Source organism: Halosimplex aquaticum, from assembly GCF_028747785.1.
GTDB lineage: Archaea > Halobacteriota > Halobacteria > Halobacteriales > Haloarculaceae > Halosimplex > Halosimplex aquaticum.
In genome coordinates, this window is record NZ_CP118158.1 from 2,115,649 (window position 1) to 2,132,122 (window position 16,474).

At 66.1% G+C, this 16,474-nt stretch carries 13 protein-coding genes and 2 pseudogenes; 9 read left to right on the plus strand and 6 right to left on the minus strand.

From position 1 onward, the window contains the following. Positions 1-7 precede the first annotated feature (7 nt). The 4 genes from PSC72_RS10720 (at position 8) to PSC72_RS10735 (ending at position 3,347) form a co-directional block, all read left to right on the plus strand. Positions 8-988 carry an extracellular solute-binding protein gene (locus tag PSC72_RS10720; protein WP_274325866.1) on the plus strand — a complete coding sequence of 327 codons (981 nt, stop codon included), beginning with the start codon at positions 8-10 and terminating at the stop codon, positions 986-988. Then, positions 963-1,760 carry a molybdate ABC transporter permease subunit gene (locus PSC72_RS10725; RefSeq protein WP_274325867.1) on the plus strand — a complete coding sequence of 266 codons (798 nt, stop codon included), beginning with the start codon at positions 963-965 and terminating at the stop codon, positions 1,758-1,760. Before PSC72_RS10720 ends, PSC72_RS10725 begins: the two co-directional genes overlap by 26 nt. Positions 1,761-1,834: 74 nt before the next feature. Next, positions 1,835-2,266, plus strand: coding sequence for a DUF5807 family protein (locus PSC72_RS10730; protein ID WP_274325868.1), 432 nt, complete (start codon positions 1,835-1,837; stop codon positions 2,264-2,266). A 7-nt stretch (positions 2,267-2,273) separates the two neighbouring features. Next, on the plus strand, positions 2,274-3,347 hold the full coding sequence (locus PSC72_RS10735; RefSeq protein WP_274325869.1) for a phosphotransferase family protein: 1,074 nt from the start codon (positions 2,274-2,276) through the stop codon (positions 3,345-3,347). On the opposite strand, the gene PSC72_RS10740 is transcribed toward PSC72_RS10735, so the two are convergent. Next, positions 3,348-4,442, minus strand: a complete 1,095-nt coding sequence (locus tag PSC72_RS10740) for a DHH family phosphoesterase (RefSeq protein ID WP_274325870.1) — start codon at positions 4,440-4,442, stop codon at positions 3,348-3,350. It lies immediately after the preceding gene. Between the two features lie 79 nt (positions 4,443-4,521). Beyond that, positions 4,522-4,971 carry a universal stress protein gene (locus PSC72_RS10745; RefSeq protein WP_274325871.1) on the minus strand — a complete coding sequence of 150 codons (450 nt, stop codon included), beginning with the start codon at positions 4,969-4,971 and terminating at the stop codon, positions 4,522-4,524. Positions 4,972-5,156: 185 nt separating this feature from the next. Here PSC72_RS10745 and PSC72_RS10750 point away from each other — a divergent pair, with 185 nt between their 5' ends. Next, positions 5,157-5,594, plus strand: coding sequence for a universal stress protein (locus tag PSC72_RS10750; RefSeq protein ID WP_274325872.1), 438 nt, complete (start codon positions 5,157-5,159; stop codon positions 5,592-5,594). A 40-nt stretch (positions 5,595-5,634) separates the two neighbouring features. On the opposite strand, the gene PSC72_RS10755 is transcribed toward PSC72_RS10750, so the two are convergent. The 3 genes and pseudogenes from PSC72_RS10755 to PSC72_RS10765 all read right to left on the minus strand — a co-directional run. Continuing rightward, positions 5,635-6,162 (minus strand): GNAT family N-acetyltransferase, encoded by a 528-nt coding sequence (locus tag PSC72_RS10755; RefSeq protein WP_274325873.1) that lies wholly within the window; start codon positions 6,160-6,162, stop codon positions 5,635-5,637. Further along, entirely contained in the window at positions 6,159-6,524 is a 366-nt protein-coding gene (locus PSC72_RS10760; protein ID WP_274325874.1) for a universal stress protein, read from the minus strand. Before PSC72_RS10760 ends, PSC72_RS10755 begins: the two co-directional genes overlap by 4 nt. 125 nt (positions 6,525-6,649) lie before the next feature. After that, positions 6,650-7,582, minus strand: a pseudogene (locus tag PSC72_RS10765) (ABC transporter ATP-binding protein); the annotation flags it as partial. A 128-nt stretch (positions 7,583-7,710) separates the two neighbouring features. Between PSC72_RS10765 and PSC72_RS10770 the strand changes: the two are divergent. The 3 genes from PSC72_RS10770 to PSC72_RS10780 are packed head-to-tail and all read left to right on the plus strand — an operon-like array spanning position 7,711 to position 9,865. Next, positions 7,711-8,241 (plus strand): hypothetical protein, encoded by a 531-nt coding sequence (locus tag PSC72_RS10770; protein WP_274325875.1) that lies wholly within the window; start codon positions 7,711-7,713, stop codon positions 8,239-8,241. 2 nt (positions 8,242-8,243) lie between these two features. After that, positions 8,244-8,831, plus strand: a complete 588-nt coding sequence (locus PSC72_RS10775; protein ID WP_274325876.1) for a tyrosine-type recombinase/integrase — start codon at positions 8,244-8,246, stop codon at positions 8,829-8,831. Between the two features lie 41 nt (positions 8,832-8,872). After that, positions 8,873-9,865, plus strand: coding sequence for a transposase (locus tag PSC72_RS10780; RefSeq protein WP_274322795.1), 993 nt, complete (start codon positions 8,873-8,875; stop codon positions 9,863-9,865). 477 nt (positions 9,866-10,342) lie between these two features. Here the strand turns inward: PSC72_RS10780 and PSC72_RS10785 are convergent. Further along, positions 10,343-13,747, minus strand: a pseudogene (locus PSC72_RS10785) (right-handed parallel beta-helix repeat-containing protein); the annotation flags it as partial. Between the two features lie 1,257 nt (positions 13,748-15,004). On the opposite strand from PSC72_RS10785, the gene PSC72_RS10790 reads away from it, so the two are divergent. Continuing rightward, positions 15,005-16,213, plus strand: a complete 1,209-nt coding sequence (locus PSC72_RS10790) for a Cdc6/Cdc18 family protein (RefSeq protein ID WP_274325877.1) — start codon at positions 15,005-15,007, stop codon at positions 16,211-16,213. Positions 16,214-16,474: the final 261 nt, after the last annotated feature.

Genomic DNA, 16,474 nt, shown 5'->3' on the forward strand with positions numbered 1-16,474 from the left:
TATGTCTATGCCGACACAACGGTCGGGGAGCGGCCGGTCCCGCGGCAGGGGTGGGTCGTCGGGCGTCACCCGCCGCGGATTTCTCAGTTCGACGGGCGCTGCGGGGGCGACGGTACTGGCGTCTGCCCTCGGTGGGTGCGTCGGGAGCCCGGGGAGCGTCGCAGGCGTGGGCGCGAGCGGCGGGAGCGACGAGCCCGTCTCGGTCCTCGCCGCGGGCAGCCTCCAGTTGGCGTTCTCGGAGGGACTCCGGGCGGTGGTCGGCCGTCCGCTGCAGGTCGAAGCCCACGGGTCGGTGACGGCCGCGCGCCTGGTCGCCGGGGAGAGACGCGACCCGGACGTCGTGGCGCTGGCCGATACGGCGCTGTTCGACGGGCCGCTCGCGACCGACTGGCACGCGACCTTCGCGACGAACGCCCTCGTCGTCGCCTACGACGAAGGGAGTGAGGGCGGTCGACGCGTCGGCGAGGCCGACCGCTGGTTCGACCCGGTCCTCGCGGGCGAGGCGACGCTCGGACGGACCGACCCGGACCTGGACCCGCTGGGCTACCGGACGCTGTTCGCCCTCGACCTGGCCGGGGAGTACTACGACCGCCCCGGCCTCCGCGAGGCCCTCGTCGAACCGCGACAGGTCTACCCCGAGACCTCGCTGCTCTCGCGGTTCGAGACCGGCGACCTCGACGCCGCGGTCGTCTACCGGAGCATGGCCGCCGACCGCGGCTACGACCACGTCGAACTCCCCGACGCCGTCGACCTCAGCGACCCCTCCCGCACCGAGGAGTACGCCGCGGTGAGTTACGACCTGCCGAGCGGCGAGACGGTCCGCGGCGCACCGGTCGAGTACGGCGCGGTCGCCCGGCGCGACGGCGACAGGGTCGCGGAGACGTTCGACGCCCTCGTCGCCGGCGACTACCTCGCCGACCACGGCTTCGCCCTCCCCGAGAGCTACCCCGAGTACAGTGGTGATGTCCCGCGTGGCCTCCGCCCGTGACCGCCGGCGCTGGGAGACGGCGGTTCCCCTCGTCGGCGCGGCGTTGCTCGCCCTCTACGCGCTCCCGATCGCCTGGCTGCTGGTCGCTCAGTCCCCGGGCCGGATCCTCGCCTCGCTGGGCGAGCCGTTCGTCGCCAGCGCGGCGCGGAACACGCTCGTCTCGGCCACGGCGAGCACCTGTCTCGCGCTCCTGCTCGGCCTCCCGCTCGCGTACTGGCTCGCCCGCGCGGAGTTCCGCGGGCAGACGCTCGTGACCGCGGTCGTCGCCTTCCCGCTGGTCCTGCCGCCGGTCGTCAGCGGGATGGTGCTGTTGAGCGCGTTCGGACCGAACGGGCTGGGCGGGGTCGTCGGTCTCTCGGTCGACGGCACGCTCGCCGGCGTCGTTCTCGCGCAGACGTTCGTCGCCTCGCCGTTCGTCGTCCTCTCCGCCCGGAGCGCGTTCGAACGCGTCGACCGCCGCCTCGAGGAGGTCGCCTGGACCGAGGGCGTCTCCCGCTGGCGGACCGTCCGCCGGGTGACGCTCCCGCTCGCCCGGCGGGGAATCCTCGCCGGCGCGACGCTGGCGTTCGCCCGCGCGGCCGGCGAGTTCGGCGCGACGCTCATGCTCGCGTACTACCCCCGGACGCTCCCGGTGCAGATCTGGGCGACCTTCCAGGGCCGCGGTCTCGACGCCGCCGTCCCGGTCGCCGTCGTCCTCGTCGCCGTCGCCTCGGGCGCGCTCGTCGCCCTCAACCTGGTCGGCGGGTCGTCGCTGGTCGGCGTGGGTGAGTGAAGGCGGCGACCGACCGCCGCGCGGTGCTGCCCGGGAACGCGCCCTTTTTCACCGGGGACCGACTCCGTGTGGGCATGAGCGACCGCGAGGAGTTCCTGGCCGGCGACCGGCCGGAAGACGTGTTCATGTACTTCGCAGACCACACCGTATCGGGCATCGACGCGCTGGCCGGCCACGGCGAGCGGGTCGACGACGGCGTCGTCCTCGTCGTCGAGGGCGACAGCGGCCGCAGCGCCTTCCAGCGGGCGACCGACATGGATCCGATGGCGTTCGCCAAGCAGGCGATGGCCAACGACGGCACCGTCGACCCCGACTGCACTGGCGGCACGTGCCCAGACACCGACGAGACCGAGGGCCCCCACGTCGCCCGGTTCGTCTTCGCCTTCGCCGAGGAGCAAAACGAGGAGGTCGAGGGTCTCTACGCCGAGGGAGACGTGATCCACGCCTACGTCCAGTGCGACTGCGGGACCGCCTACTCCGAGAAGTGGCTCGCCGGCGAGAAGTAGGCCGGGCATGACCGACCCGAGCCTCGGCCCGGACGACTCCCTCTCGGCGGGGGAACTCGCGGCGGCCGTCGGCGCGGTCAGACGGGACTGGCGCCCGGTCGACGCCGAACCCATGCCGGGGGGCAGCGACTACGTCTACGCCGTTACCGTCCGCAACGGCGACGGGGCTGAGCGCCGGGTCGTCCTGAAGTGTTTCCGGAGCGCCGAGGCGCTGGCAGGCCGTACGCCCGAGCGATTTCTCGCCGAGGTCGACCTACTGGGGCTCGCGGGCCGCGAGACGGACCTGCCGGTCCCCGAGGTGTTCGGCGTCTCCGACGCCCACGAAGGGGGCCCCGCGCCCGCGTTCCTGATGGAACTGATGCCCGGCGACCCCCCGATGGGGCTGGCTGTGGGCGACGACGAGGTCGCCGACCGCTTGCTTGCCGAATCGGGCCGGTACCTCGCCAGGGTCCACGACCTGCGGTCGTTCGACCGGTTCGGTGACCTCGTCGCCGACGCAGGCCGTTCTGCGGGGGATCCGACCGACCTGGCAGAACCGGTGGTCACCGACGGTCGCGCCGCGTGGGCCGACCGCCTCCGGGACATCGTCGACGCCGCGCTCGACGGGCTCGACGACCGCTTCGCCGACCTCGAGACGCCCCTGCGCGAGTACGTAGACGACCGACTCGACGCGCTCGACCTGACGGCCGAGTCGACGCTGTTGCACGGCGACTACCGACCGGGTAATCTACTCGCCGACCCCGGGACTGGCGAGGTCACGGCTGTGCTCGACTGGGGCGCCGCGCAGGCCGGCGACCCGCGCTACGAACTCGCGTGGGTCGTCCGGGAGTTCACCGAGCGAGCGCCCGTCGGTTCGCCGACCCGCGAACGGGTCCGGCGAGCGCTCTTCGAGGCGTACGAGACCGAGAGAGGGATCCGGTTCGACCGCGATACCGCCTTCGAGCGGCGCCAGCGGTTCTACCTGGCGGTCTCGTGGATCGCGGAACTCGGACACTTCGACGTGTGGTGGGGCGGCGCCGAGGCGTCCGCCCGTGACGAGCGGGCGGCGCAGTTACGCGAGAACGTCCAAGCGCTGCTCTGACTACCGGTCGGTGTCGAGGCCTTCTTCGGCTTCTTCGGGAGGAAGCGCCCGGAACGCGTCCAGGATCGCCTGCTTCGCGACGGCACCGCGGGTCGTCCAGTGGTGGGCGTAGTCGAGCATGTCGTCGTAGATGTGGGGCTTGCAGCCGGCGGCGCGGGGGTGGCCGCCGCCGCTGACCTGCTCGGCGACCTCGTGGGCGCGCTCGAAGCCCTCGGAGCCGCGGATGGAGGCGCTCCCGGCGGGCTTGACGATGACCGAGGCGTCGGCGCCCTGCTGGCGGAGCGCCTCGGCGACCTCGTTCTGCGAGCAGCGGCCGTAGGTGACGCCGACGGTCCACTCGCCGACCTCGCGCAGCTCCGCGCGCTCGACGGCCTTCTCGATGAGGGCCTCTTTCTCGACGCGTTCCTCTTCGAGGTACTCCTCGACTTCCGGCGGGAAGTCGACGCCGTAGCGGCGGATCACCCGGACGTACTCCTCGGGTTCGGCCCACATCGCGTAGTCGGCCAGGTCGTCGCTGCGCTCGTCCTCTTTGATCCAGAGGTCGTGGTCGCGGGTGACTCGCGCGAGGTCCGCGAACTTCTCGGGGAAGTCGGCGTCGAGTTCGGCGAGGGCCACGTCGGTCGTGCAGACCTCCTCGGAGTCGCCGACGGTGAGGTCGACGCCCGCTTCCTCGACGGCCGCGGCGAGGTCGTCGTCCCACTGGTGGTGGTCGAACCAGCGGACGGTCGTCCGCTCGGCCAGCGCGTCGATGCCCGCGACGTCGTCGGGGCTGTCGGGACAGAGGTCGCAGACGAAGACCCTCGCGTCGTCCGGGGCGTACTCGACGGCCCACTCGATGCTCTGGCGGAGTTCGTGCGGCCCGGAGGGGACCATGGCCGCGTCGTCGCCGTGGACCTCGCGGATCAGGGCGACGCAGCCCAGTCCGTCCGCGTCCGTGTCGGCGATGACGACCGTCTCGGCGCCCGACAGCGCGTCGACCGCCTCGCTCTCTTTTTTCGTCTCCTGCAGCGAATCCGGGTAGAAGAATCCCTCGCCCGGCAGGACCGACTTCCGTTCGAGCGGGAGTCGGTCGCCGTCGATGATCCAGTCGTCCATACGGGTCGGAGCGGCCGCGAGGCAATGAAGGCCCCGGTTACGGGAGAATTCGACCGCCGGGACCGTGCGGCACGCCGGCTCAGACGGCCTGTGCGTCGCTCTCGGCCGCGTCGAGCTGGCGGACGGTCAACACGGGGCGGTCACAGCGCCGGACGACGGCGTCGGCGACGCTCCCGAGGACGAACCCGTGGTCGCCGTGACGGCCGCGCGTCCCCAGCGCGACGACGTCTGCGTCGACGTCCTCGGCGTACTGGGTGATCTCGGCGCCGGGGCGGCCGTTCCGGACGGCGGTGGTGACCGACCGGCCCGAGCGCTCGCGCACGTCGTCGAGCGCCTCCTCGGCGGCCGATTCGAGGGCCTCGACGAGCTCTTTCCGCAGTTCGTCGGGCGAGGCCGCGACGTCCCCCCGGTCGACCACGTAGAGCGCGTGGACGTCCGCGTCGAACTTCGCGGCGACGTCCAGCGCGACGTCGACGGCGCGCGACGCGCTCTCGGAGCCGTCGGTCGCGATGACCACCGTGTCGAACATGGTCGAGGTATCCCCGCCCAGGCCTATAAACCACGCGAGACGCCGCCGACCCGGCACAGGACGGGGCGGCGCAGCCCCGAGCGGGCTATCCGGAATCGGCTCGCGCGAGCGCCGATCCGGACCGCCTCGCCCGCGACGGCCGAACCTCGGTGACTTTTTGCCCTCGCCTGACAGACCTGTGGACAATGAGTCTCGACATCGAGCAGGTCCTCGTGCCCGTCGACGCCACCGACCAGGCCGAGCGGGCCGTCGGCTACGGGCTCGCGCTCGCCGAGCGCTACGACGCCGCCGTCCACGTCCTGCACGTGATCGACGAACCGGTCAAACGCGGGATCGAGACCGGCGAGGTCGACGCCGAGACGGTCGCGGACGAACAGGTCACCTTCGCCGACGAGACCGACGAACTCGCCGACGACGTGGCCGTCACTCACTCGACGGTCGTCGGGTTCTCCCGCTCGCGACTCCGCCAGCATCCCGGCAGCGCCATCCTCGACGTCGCCGAGGAGCTGTCGGTCGACTTCATCGTCGTCCCCCGCGAGCACGGGATCGAACCGGACGAGACGCTCGGCAAGTCCGCGCAGTACGTCGTCGAGTACGCCAGCCAGCCGGTCCTCTCCGTCTAAAATATCTTTTCCAGAAACTCCGCTCGGTGACGGCTCGTCCTCATCGCAGCCGGATCGACATCTCCAGTTCGAAGCTCTCGGCGTTGCTCGTCTCGAACCCGAGTTTCTCGTAGAGCGCGATCGCCGGTTCGTTCCAGCGTTCGACGGTGAGCCACACGTGTTCGACGCCCTCGGCCTGGCCGTGACCCAGCAGCGCCTGCAGGAGCTTCGTCCCGATGCCCGCGCTCTGGTAGTCGCCGAGGACGAACACGGCGAGTTCGAACGCCTCCTCGCGGTCGGGCACGAGGATGGCGTGACCGACGGGCGCGCCGTCGTGGACGGCGACGACGTTGATCGACTCCTCGGACAGCAGCGTGTCGAGCCACTCGCGGATGGCCTCCTCCTTGACCGGCGGGATCCCCTGGGCGCGGTCGGCGGGGTCGAACTCGCCGTACATCTCGACCAGCGCGTCGAAGTCGTCGACGCCGCTGTCCTCGATCCGGATCTCTCGGTCCTCGCCGTCGGTGAACGACAGCGGCGGTTCCGGGAACGAGTCGGCCGGATCGTCGGGGTAGGTGCGTCCGGTCATCGAACGAGTGTCACCGTGGTGTCGGCGTTCAACAGGACGAACTCGGCGACCTCGCCGAGCTCGATCTTTCCCATGGGGCTGCGCTGGCCGCCCCCGATGACGATGCGGTCGAAGCCTTCCCGCTCGGCGAACTCCGAGAGCTGGCTTCCGGGATGGCCGGGGATCTGGCGGACGTCGGCGTCGACGCCGGCGTCGGCGATGCGGTCGCGGATGCGCGATTCGACGTCGTCGACGTCGTAGTCTTCGGACGTGTCGAGCACGGCGACCGTGAGGTCGTCTCCGGCCTGGCGGGCGCGAGTCAGCGTCTCCTCCAGCGCGTCGAACCCGTCGGGGCTCCCGCCCATGCCCAGGAGGACTTTCATGTCCCAGGGTCTCGCGTCCGGACGCAAAAAGCTTCCCGCCTGCACCGCCGGGCGCGCCGTGGTATCCGACCCCATCGTCGGCGCGTCTCGTCCGCTCGCGACCGTCTCGGGCCGAACGGAACCCGTCAGTCGTCGTCGGTCGCCTCGGTCTGGGCGCGCCGCCGCGCCGCCCGCTCGATGAACTCCTCCGGGAGTTCGTCGATCTCGCCCGCCTGCACGGCCCACAGCTTCGCGTAGAGGCCGTCCGCTTCGAGCAGTTCGTCGTGGGAGCCGCGCTCGACGATCTTCCCGTCTTCGAGGACGACGATCTTGTCCGCGTCCCTGATGGTCGAGAGGCGGTGGGCGATAGCGAAGGTCGTCCGGTCGGCGGTGAGCTTGTCCAGCGAGCGCTGGATGAGCATCTCCGTCTCCGTGTCGACGTCGGAGGTCGCCTCGTCGAGGACGAGGATGTCTGGGTCCTTGAGGATAGCCCGCGCAAGCGCGATGCGCTGGCGCTGACCCCCCGAGAGTTTCACGCCACGCTCGCCGACCTTCGTGTCGTAGCCCTCGGGGAGGTTCTGGATGAACGCGTGAGCCTCGGCCATCTTCGCCGCCTCGACGACCTCCTCCTTTTCGGCCCCGAATGTCCCGTACTCGATGTTCTCCCGGACCGTCCCGTAGAAGAGGAACGTCTCCTGGCTGACGTACCCGAGCGCCTGGCGCAGGCTCGGGATCGTCGCCTCGCGCAGGTCCGTGCCGTCGATGCGGATGGCGCCCTCGTCGACGTCGTACATCCGGAGCAGGAGCTTCATCACCGTCGACTTGCCGGCGCCGGTCGGCCCTACGAGCGCGACGGTGTCGCCGCCGTCCACGTCGAAGCTGATGTCCTCGACGATGTTCTCGCTGTCGTCGTACCCGAAGCTCACGTCGTCGAACTCGACCTCGCCCTCCTCCACGACGAGCGGGTCCGCGTCGGGTTCCTCGCGGATTCGGCTCGGCGTGTCCATCAGCCCGAAGATCCGCTCGCTGGAGGCGTGAGCGCGCTGGTACATGTTGATGATCTGGCCGAACTGCGCCATCTCCAAGGGACGTACACACGAACCGACACACACACAAGTGGTTGGGGTGAGAAATGGTGAGTGTAGCAATGAGTGAACGTGTGAATCTCCGCGTCCCGTCCGCCAAAAAGGAGGACTGGGACGCTCACGTGGACGAATCGGACATCTACGACAATCGCAGTCAGTTCATCCAACACGCGGTGGACCAACAGATACAGCGGGACAAGGGCGTGGGTGGCGACACCGCCCCGCAGTCCGCTCAGTCGGGCGCTAACGCGGAACAGATGGACAGAGTAGCGGAGACGGTCGAACGTATGGCCAACCGTATGGAATCGCTTGAGGACCGCCTTGAGGACGCCACGCGGTCTATGCGGGCGGGCGGGTCGGTCACTGAGGAAACGACCACCGCCGTGTGGTCCGCCCTTCCGACCGCCCCCGAACGGGCGACGACGGCGGAGGGAATCGCGGAGGGCTTGGACGTGGGGGCTGAAACCGTCCGCGTCGCCCTCGAATCCCTCCACAACGATACGGGGAGCGCCGTGGAGAAGCGCGAGATTCAGCAAATAGAGGAGGGCGACGGTATGACCACCATTACCGACCACCAAGGTCGGACCCTCGAAATCGAGGACGCGGGGCGTGGAATCCGTCGCCGTAACCCTCTTTGGTGGAGGCGTGAGTAACAATGTCACTGAACAATATGGACACCACGGAGGTAGCGGAGGACCCGATTGAGCGGTTCAGTCAGAAATACGCCGCCAACGACGGAAAGAGCGAATCCACGGCGGAGCGGTACGCTACCCACCTGCGACGGTGGCGCGACTGGTTAGAACAGCGGGGGAAAGACATAGAGGACGTGGCGGAGGACGTGAACGCCCGTGAGGCGGACGGAGTGACCGCCTACGACGTGGTGGACCACCTCGAAGCGATGAGCCTTTCGGGATACGCGGAAAACACGGCTAACGGCGCGTGGGCGGCTATCTCCACGTTCTACCAAACCCTCCGCGAGTTCCGCCAGAACCCCGCAGATTCGGACCTTGAAGCCTTTAACGGTCGTTCGTGGTCCGCCACCACGCAAATCGAAAAGAGCGAACGCGAGAAGGTGAAATACCTCCCGCCAGAGGACATAGAGGCGTTGGTCGAACACGTCCCCAGTCCCGTCCCGCGGAACGCCCTAATCGTTCGCCTACTCTACGCTACGGGCCTGCGACGGGGCGAACTCTGTAACCTGCGGGTAAAGGACATCAACCGCGACGAACAGAGGGTGTCATAGAACGATTAGCACACCAAAGAGCAGGGTGAACGCTGAGGTGGATGAGTTCAGCGACCCTGCAAGATGATCCTTCGGTAGAGTCGTTCTTCAATGTCGTGGAGACAGAGACGCTAGCGCTGTTCGAGCACCTCTCCTTCGAATTTCTCGAAGAGTTTGACGTGTTCGCCCCGGCGCAGACGGGGCGAACACGAGACCACGAACCACCAGAGCTGATGCGTGGCTTTCTCCACTGCTACTACAAAGATATCTACGGCATCCGCCCCGTCGAACGAGAGCTTCGGAACACGGTCGTCTGGTTGAGCTGTGGCTTCGATCGACCGCCGTCGAGAGACGCGGTCGATCGCTTCCTCACCGACCTCGAACACGTCGCTAACGAGGTGTTCGATCACCTCGTCGAGCAGGCCGCCCGCCGCGGCCTGCTCGACTTGACCTACTGTATCGATTCGACCGACGTGAGGGCGATGCCAGCCGACCCAGATGCGTCAAAGTGCTACGATCCAACCAAGGACGAGTACTACTACGGCTACGGCTGTACAATCGTCTCGACCGGGCAAAAGATACCGATCGCAGCGGAGTTCACCGAGAGCAAACAAGCACCAGAAGAGACGGCGATGCGCGTCACCCGTGACGCGCTCGCCGTCGAGCAACCGATCTGGATGGTCGGTGACAGCGCCTACGACACGCTCGACTGGCACGACCACCTGCTGGCCGCAGGGGTCGTGCCAGTCGCTCCGTACAACGCGCGAAACACCGACGACCCGCTCGATATCGAGTACAGGGTCGAAGACCGCATCGAGGAACACAGTGAAGACGTTCAGCTGAAGCAACCGACGCTAGATGAGACGTACAACCGCCGCACGGGAGTTGAACGAACCAACGAATCAGTGAAGGACTGCGGCCTCGGGCGCACCCACGCCCGAGGCCGCGTCCACGCACGAGCGCAGGTGTTCCTCGCGCTGTGCCTTCGCCTTGTCATCGCGATCACCAACTACGAACGTGGAGACAATCCGGGAAGCACGATCATCACGGTGTGAGAAGAGTTCTATGACACCCTCGACGGTCGCGTTCACCGAGCGGTCGGCTTCGGCCGGGACGCTGACGAGGGCGTAAATCCCGTCCTCGGTGATCGTCTCCGTGACGACCCCGTCGACCGACTCCGTCTCGTTCGCGACCGTCGTCCATTCGGTACCGTCGTAGCGCCAGAGCTGGACGACAGTGTCGGTCTGGCCGGCGTCGGTCTGGTTTGCCGTCTCGGTTCCATCGGTCTCACCGGTGTCGACTGCGAATTGTACCTGGATGTCCCCGTCCAGGCTACTCGCGTTCAGCCCCGGGCTGAGCGCGGTGGCGTCCTCGGGAAGTCCCGGGAGTGACTCCTGAGCGACGTCGTCCAGCGCGACCGATTCATCGGTGAACGTGGTATTCAGGGTCGGACCGAGCCGGAGCGCGGTCGCGGTCGCACTACCTTCGGTCGCATCGATCGCGAGGCCGGAGTTTTCGGTGACCGTGACGTTTCGGAGCGTCGCGCTCTCGTTGAGCAGCAGGCCCTCGTCGCCGTTCCCGGAGACGGTGACGTTTTCGAGTGTCGCGCCGAGTCCGCCGTCGACCTGCACACCTGCGCCGCCGTTGATCAATACGGTCGTATTGGAGACGTAAATCGCGCCACTCGTGTCGGACTCGACGCCGGTGCGGTCGTTTCCGGCGACAACACTGTTCACTACTGTGGCGACGCCGCCAAAGCTGGCGACAACGCCGGCCTCGGAGTTATCCTGAACGACAGAGCGGTCGAGCGTGACGTTCGTTCCTTCGGTCGCACTCACGCCCCAGGTGTTCGCCTCGATAGTGGCGTTTTCGACCGAAACGGAGCCGGCCTCGTATCCACGGAGGCCGTACTCGTTGTCAGCCAGCGTAACGTCTCGGAGCGTCGCGTTCCAGTCGAAGAGTGAGACGCCGACGTCGTTCCCTCGGAACGTCGAATCCGTGATCGTGACGTTCGAGACGTCACCGATCGAGTCGAGGTCGAGATCCGACTGGACGCCCGCGTTCCAACCGGTCGCCTCCACGTCGCGGATCGTGACGTTGTCGATCTGCACCTGGTCCGCGCCAGCCGCTTCGTTGTAGACGAGAATCCCGGCGTCAGCGGAGCCTGGTTCGAGCGTCACATTCGCGGGCGAACCGTCCCCCTCGATGGTGAAGCCGTTCCCGTCGATCGTGACGTCCGCGGACTGGATCCAGAGGCAAGACCTGTCGCCCGTCGCCTGGAGGTCCGCGGTCAGTTCGTATCTACCGGGCTCGGTGACGTTCCCGCAGGAGTCGATCTGTCGGTCGAGAGCGAGTTCCTCGACAGTGACGTTCAAACTCGCCGCACCGTTCAGCAGGACCTCCCGCTCGGCGCTCTCGCCGGTCAGCGTGTAGTTACCCGGTTCGAACTGCTCGGTGACGCTCTCGTTGGCGGGGACATCAAACGTCCTGTTCTCGACGCCTTCGGCAGATACCGTGACCGTGGCCGCAATGCTGCTCGGGTTCTGGACCGTGACGTTCTGGCCGTCGACGGAGACGTCGAGGTCGATGGCTTCGACCTCGTCGCTCTCGTCGATCGTGAGGTTGTACGCGGATTCGCCTTCGACGAGCACCTCGCGGTCGCCGGCTTCGCCGGTCACGGTGTAGTTCCCCGGATCGAGCGACACCGTTTCGGTCGCGTTCGCACCGACTTCGACCGTCTGCTCCTCGCCGTCGTCGGGAGTCACCGTGACCGTGACGGTGGCGTTACTCGGGTTCTCCAGTGTGAGGGTCTGGTTGTCGACGCTCACGTTCAGATCGATCGCTTCGGGTTCGTCCGGTTCGGGCGATTCGAGCGTCACCTCGACCTCGGACTGGCCGTTGATCTGCACCGACCGACCTTCGATCGTCTCGGCGGTGAGCGTGTACGTTCCGGGGTCGAGCCGCTGTTCGACTGTCCAGTCGCCAGGCACCTCGAAGGTCACCTGTCGGCCGTCGTCTGCGGTGGCCGTCACGACCACCCGCTGGTCGTTCGGATTCTCGACGGTGAGTGTCCGGTTGTCGACGGTCGCCGCGAGGCTCTGGAGTTCGTCGCCGACCGAAATCGTGAGTTCGGACCGGCCGGCGAGTTCAACGTCGCGGCCGTCCTCGGTCTCGGCGGTGAGCGTGTACGTCCCCGGATCGAGTTCGAGCGTAGTCGACTCGCCGGACGCGAGCGTGACCGTCTGCAGGTCGCCGGCGCCGCTGGTCACAGTCACGGTGACCGCGACGTCGTTGGGGTTCGCGAGGAAGACCGTCTCGTCGTCGGCCGAGGCGAACAGGCTCTGGAGGCGGTCCTGGTCTTCCCCGTCCCCGTCATCGTCTTCGCCGTCGGCCTCGTCGGCCTCGGGATCTACGGCGGTCCCCTTCGCGTAGTTGTAGATAGTCACCTCCTGGGTGACGTTGATCTCGATGGCCGTCTGGACGGTGGTTGCGGCCGCGCGCTCGGTCGACGTCTGGATCTGTTCGATACTGACCGTCTGGCTCTGCGTGAGTGCGAGCGAGCCCTCACTCGCGCCCCGGGCCGCGGACTGTATCTGCACGACAGACGCGTTCTGGGCCTGCGAGAGCGCGCCGCTGGCCGCGCTGTCGGCGATGACCTGTATCTGGACGATGTTGATCTGCTGGATCTGGATGACGGTGCCCGACGCCGCGCCGGTGGCCGCGGCCTGGATCTGGCGGACGTTCGTCACCTGGTACTGGACCGCGGAGCCGACCGCGCCGGCGGCCGCGCCGTACGCCGCCTGCTGGACCTGCACGACCGTAATTGACTGGACCTGCGTGATGGTGCCGCTGGCGGCCCCGAGCGCCGCCGCCTGGATCTGGACGACCGTCGCGCCCTGGGACTGCGAGAGCGCACCCTCGGCGGCGCCCATCGACGACTGCTGGATCTGGGCCACCGTCGCGTTCTGGCTCTGGACGAGCGCCCCCTTGCAGGCGCCGCGTGCCGCCGCCTGAATCTGCGTGATCGTCACCTGCTGGACCTGGACGAGCGCACCTTGCGCTGCGCCCATCGCGGACTCCTGGACCTTCTTAGGGTTCGCGCCGCGCTTGCTCTCGACCGCACCGCCCGCGGCCCCGAACGCCGCCGCCTGCACCTGCGTGACGTTCGCGGTCTGTCGCTGTTCGAGTGATCCGTAGGCGGCGCCCTGTGCCGCTTCCTGGATCTGCGTGACGTTCACCTGTTGCGTCTGGGTCGTCGCCTGCGCGTCGGCTTCGTCGGTCGTATTCGCGTGTGCCGCGCCGGCCGCGGCGCCGACCGCGGCGAACTGGATCTGCGTGACGTTCGCCCGCTGGTGCTGGGCCACCGACCCGTGGGCCGCGCCGTACGCGGCCGCCTGTACCTGCGTGACAGTCGCCGACTGCGACATCGCGCCTGCGGCGCTCGCATACACGCCGGCCTGAACCTGCGTGACGTTCACCTGCTGGGACTGCAGTAGCGCTCCGTGAGCTGCGCCCGTCGTGGCGGCCTGGATCTGCTCGGCCGACGCGTTCTGGAACTGCGCGGCCGCGCGGAGCGAACTGTTGATGGTCGCGTTGATCTGGGCCTGGGTGATGTCGACGCCTTGTTCCTGCACGATCTGCGCGCCTTCGCGTGCGCCCGCTCTCGCGGCCGCACGCTGACTCTCGTTGAGCGACTCGTTCACGGAGACGTTCGTCTCCGGCGTCACGCTCGCCAGCGCTTCCAGTTGGTCGCTGAGGTCGTCGTACGGGACCTCGTCGACTTCCTGTAGCGAGGTTGCTGCTGTCGACTGCTGCTCGGACGTCGGTTGCGTTGATGCGTGTTCTGTCGGGCCGTCGACGGCCGCCCGGTCTTGTACTGAATCGGCCTGTGTGGCGTCCGCCGCGGCGACTGACGGCGCGAAGACGCTACAGACCATGAGGACGACGAGTCCGATCGGGACCGCGTCGTTCACCGCTGCCTCCGGCCGTAATCGCGTCGTCTGCGTTCGCTCGTAACTCGGGATGAAGTGGACTGTCGAATCATATGTGAAGGGGAGCCAGCGAGAGAACTCGCTGTGTCTGACGGGCGGACGGTACACTCAGTCGACAGATAAATCCCTGAGACCGTCGTTTTCGGGGACAGTTCCGTAAGTTCTAGTTACGCATTCGCTGAGACACGTGGTCGTGACAGGGGCGCCTTACTGCTGCGGTGTCAGCGATAATCCGAACCAACGGGAGCTATAGCTACGGAGTCTTACATCGCTCGATTCGAAACTGGGACAACCGGGAGTTACCGCCTATCGGTAGCACGCACTCCAGAGATCTGTTATTGAGTGCGGATTGAGAAAAGAAGCCGATCGGGGATCAGACGTGGATACCGATCCTGCACAGACGGCGCTCTAGACGAGATCCGTGAGAGAACAACAATGCTGAGGTACTGGTAGCCCCAGTGGGACCTGACCGCACTGAAGAACAGCTCATGGGATATATGACAGCCCCGCATTCGAAGACAGATTCGACGCAGAGCTTCCAGACGTGAAGAGCGACCCGTTCCGGATCACGGGACAGACGAAGTCGGTCCGACGGAGCGTACGTCAGTCTGGAAGCGAGGTTCACGGACGGGACGTTCGTGTCAATTAGACCTCGCAAAAGAGGACAGACTGGATTGGGTCCGCAGTTGAATGCGCTATCCGCTTCGGAGTGGTTCCCTTCGATACACTGTCGTCAACCACTGGCTGTTAGTCTTCACTCGGTGCAGGGGGTGAACACGGCCGTACAACCAATAGGGGATGGTCTCAGGAATGGGATCGAGAGCGAAGTGTGAACGGGAAAGACCGCATGCTGCTTGTAAATCTACGCTCGAATCCGTCGAAGACAGACACCGGCCACCGAGTGTAAACGAGATCCGTAGTATTCTAGAGAGCCCGTGTACTGCGTTAGGACATCGTTGAGTTAGCCGGGTACAGAGACACCAGATACCGAGTGAAAGAGTGAAGACACGATCTGTCGCTATGCGCGGAAGTAAAAGCTATTGATGGACGGTTCACTCGTTGTACGGTGTGTGGGTGTAGGAGAGATACTATATAAAATAGTTCAAACCAGATGTTTTGTCCACACACAGTCATTATCGGCGCCTTCACTCGTCACGAGGTCGATGGATTGATAAGTGGTACGTAAGTGGGTAAAAATATCCCATGACGGATGCAGATCAGAGGGGAAGCATCTTCGAGACGGGGGGAGTTTTCGCGAATCGGGAACTCCTGCGCGTGGGGCACGTTCCGGAACTCGATCGAATCGTCGGTCGGGACGAGGAAGTGGCTTCTATCGGACAAGCACTCGGACCGGCAACAGTGGGGGCTCCCCCCGAAAACACGATCGTCTACGGGAAAACGGGCACCGGAAAGTCACTCGTTACCCGGTGTGTGGCACGAGAGGCTCACAAGGAAGCCAGGACGAACGACGTCACATTCCAGTACGCCTACGTCGATTGTTCAGACTACCAGACCGAGACGAAAGCAAGTCGGGAGATGGCGCGCCAGTTAGCGACACATGTCGACGCTGACAGGGACATCCCACGGGTCGGAATCGCCGCTGCTGACTACCGTGACATCACGTGGGACCTCCTCGATGAGTTCGCCGTCGATTCGCTTGTCGTCGTTCTCGACGAAATCGATAAACTGGACGACGACGAACTACTGCGGAGCATCTCACGGGCCCGCGAGAGCGGGAAGTCGGAAACTCACGTCGGTGCGATCTGTATCAGCAACAAGATCGAATACCGCGAGCGACTGAACGAGCGCATCGACTCCAGCCTGCAGGACAACGAACTGGTGTTCGACCCGTACGATGCGGACCAGTTGCGTGCGATCCTCGACAACCGCACCGACGCGTTCGAGGACGGGGTGCTCGAACCTGACGTGATCCCGAAAGTCGCCGCACTCGCAGCCAAGGAGCACGGCGACGCACGGAAAGCGATTGATACGCTCTACGAAGCGGGCCGGCTCGCGGAGAAGCAAGGGACAGGAACAGTCACGGTCGAGCACGTCGACGACGCCGTCACACAAGCAGAGGTGAACCGTTTCGAGAAACTCGTGAGCGGGACGACGCCCCACGTGAAGCATATCCTCCACGCGCTCGCACTGCTGACAGCCGACAATCCAGACCAGGCGGCGTTCCGGACCCATCGAATCTACACCCTCTACGAGACGCTCGTAAAACAGCAAGGCTCGGACCCGCTCTCCGAGGATCGCGTCTATCGACTGCTAAAAGAACAGTCGTTCCTGGGAATTACAGAATCAAATCATACGGGTGGTGGACAGGGCGAGGGAAGTTACCTCGAACACCGCCTCTTGCGAGACCCTGAAATTGTCGTCGAAGCACTCGACATGTCGGAGTCGAACTGACTGCAGTCCCGCGGATTTTCACTCGGTGTGAGGGGTGGGTGTCATGGGGTGGTGAAACTGGTTAGAAGGAGGGACAGACCAATTCAAGGGACTGGTATTGTCTAATCCAACACCACACCACTTTGCGCGTGGTCATCTAGTAGGGCATAGCTGATCACCCCTACTCAATCCAGAAGGCCCGCTACTGATCTTCAATTTCGCGCAAAACCACTGACAGTACGTAAGGATTGTAGTGGTCACTAGGAACACGGACTGTCAGTA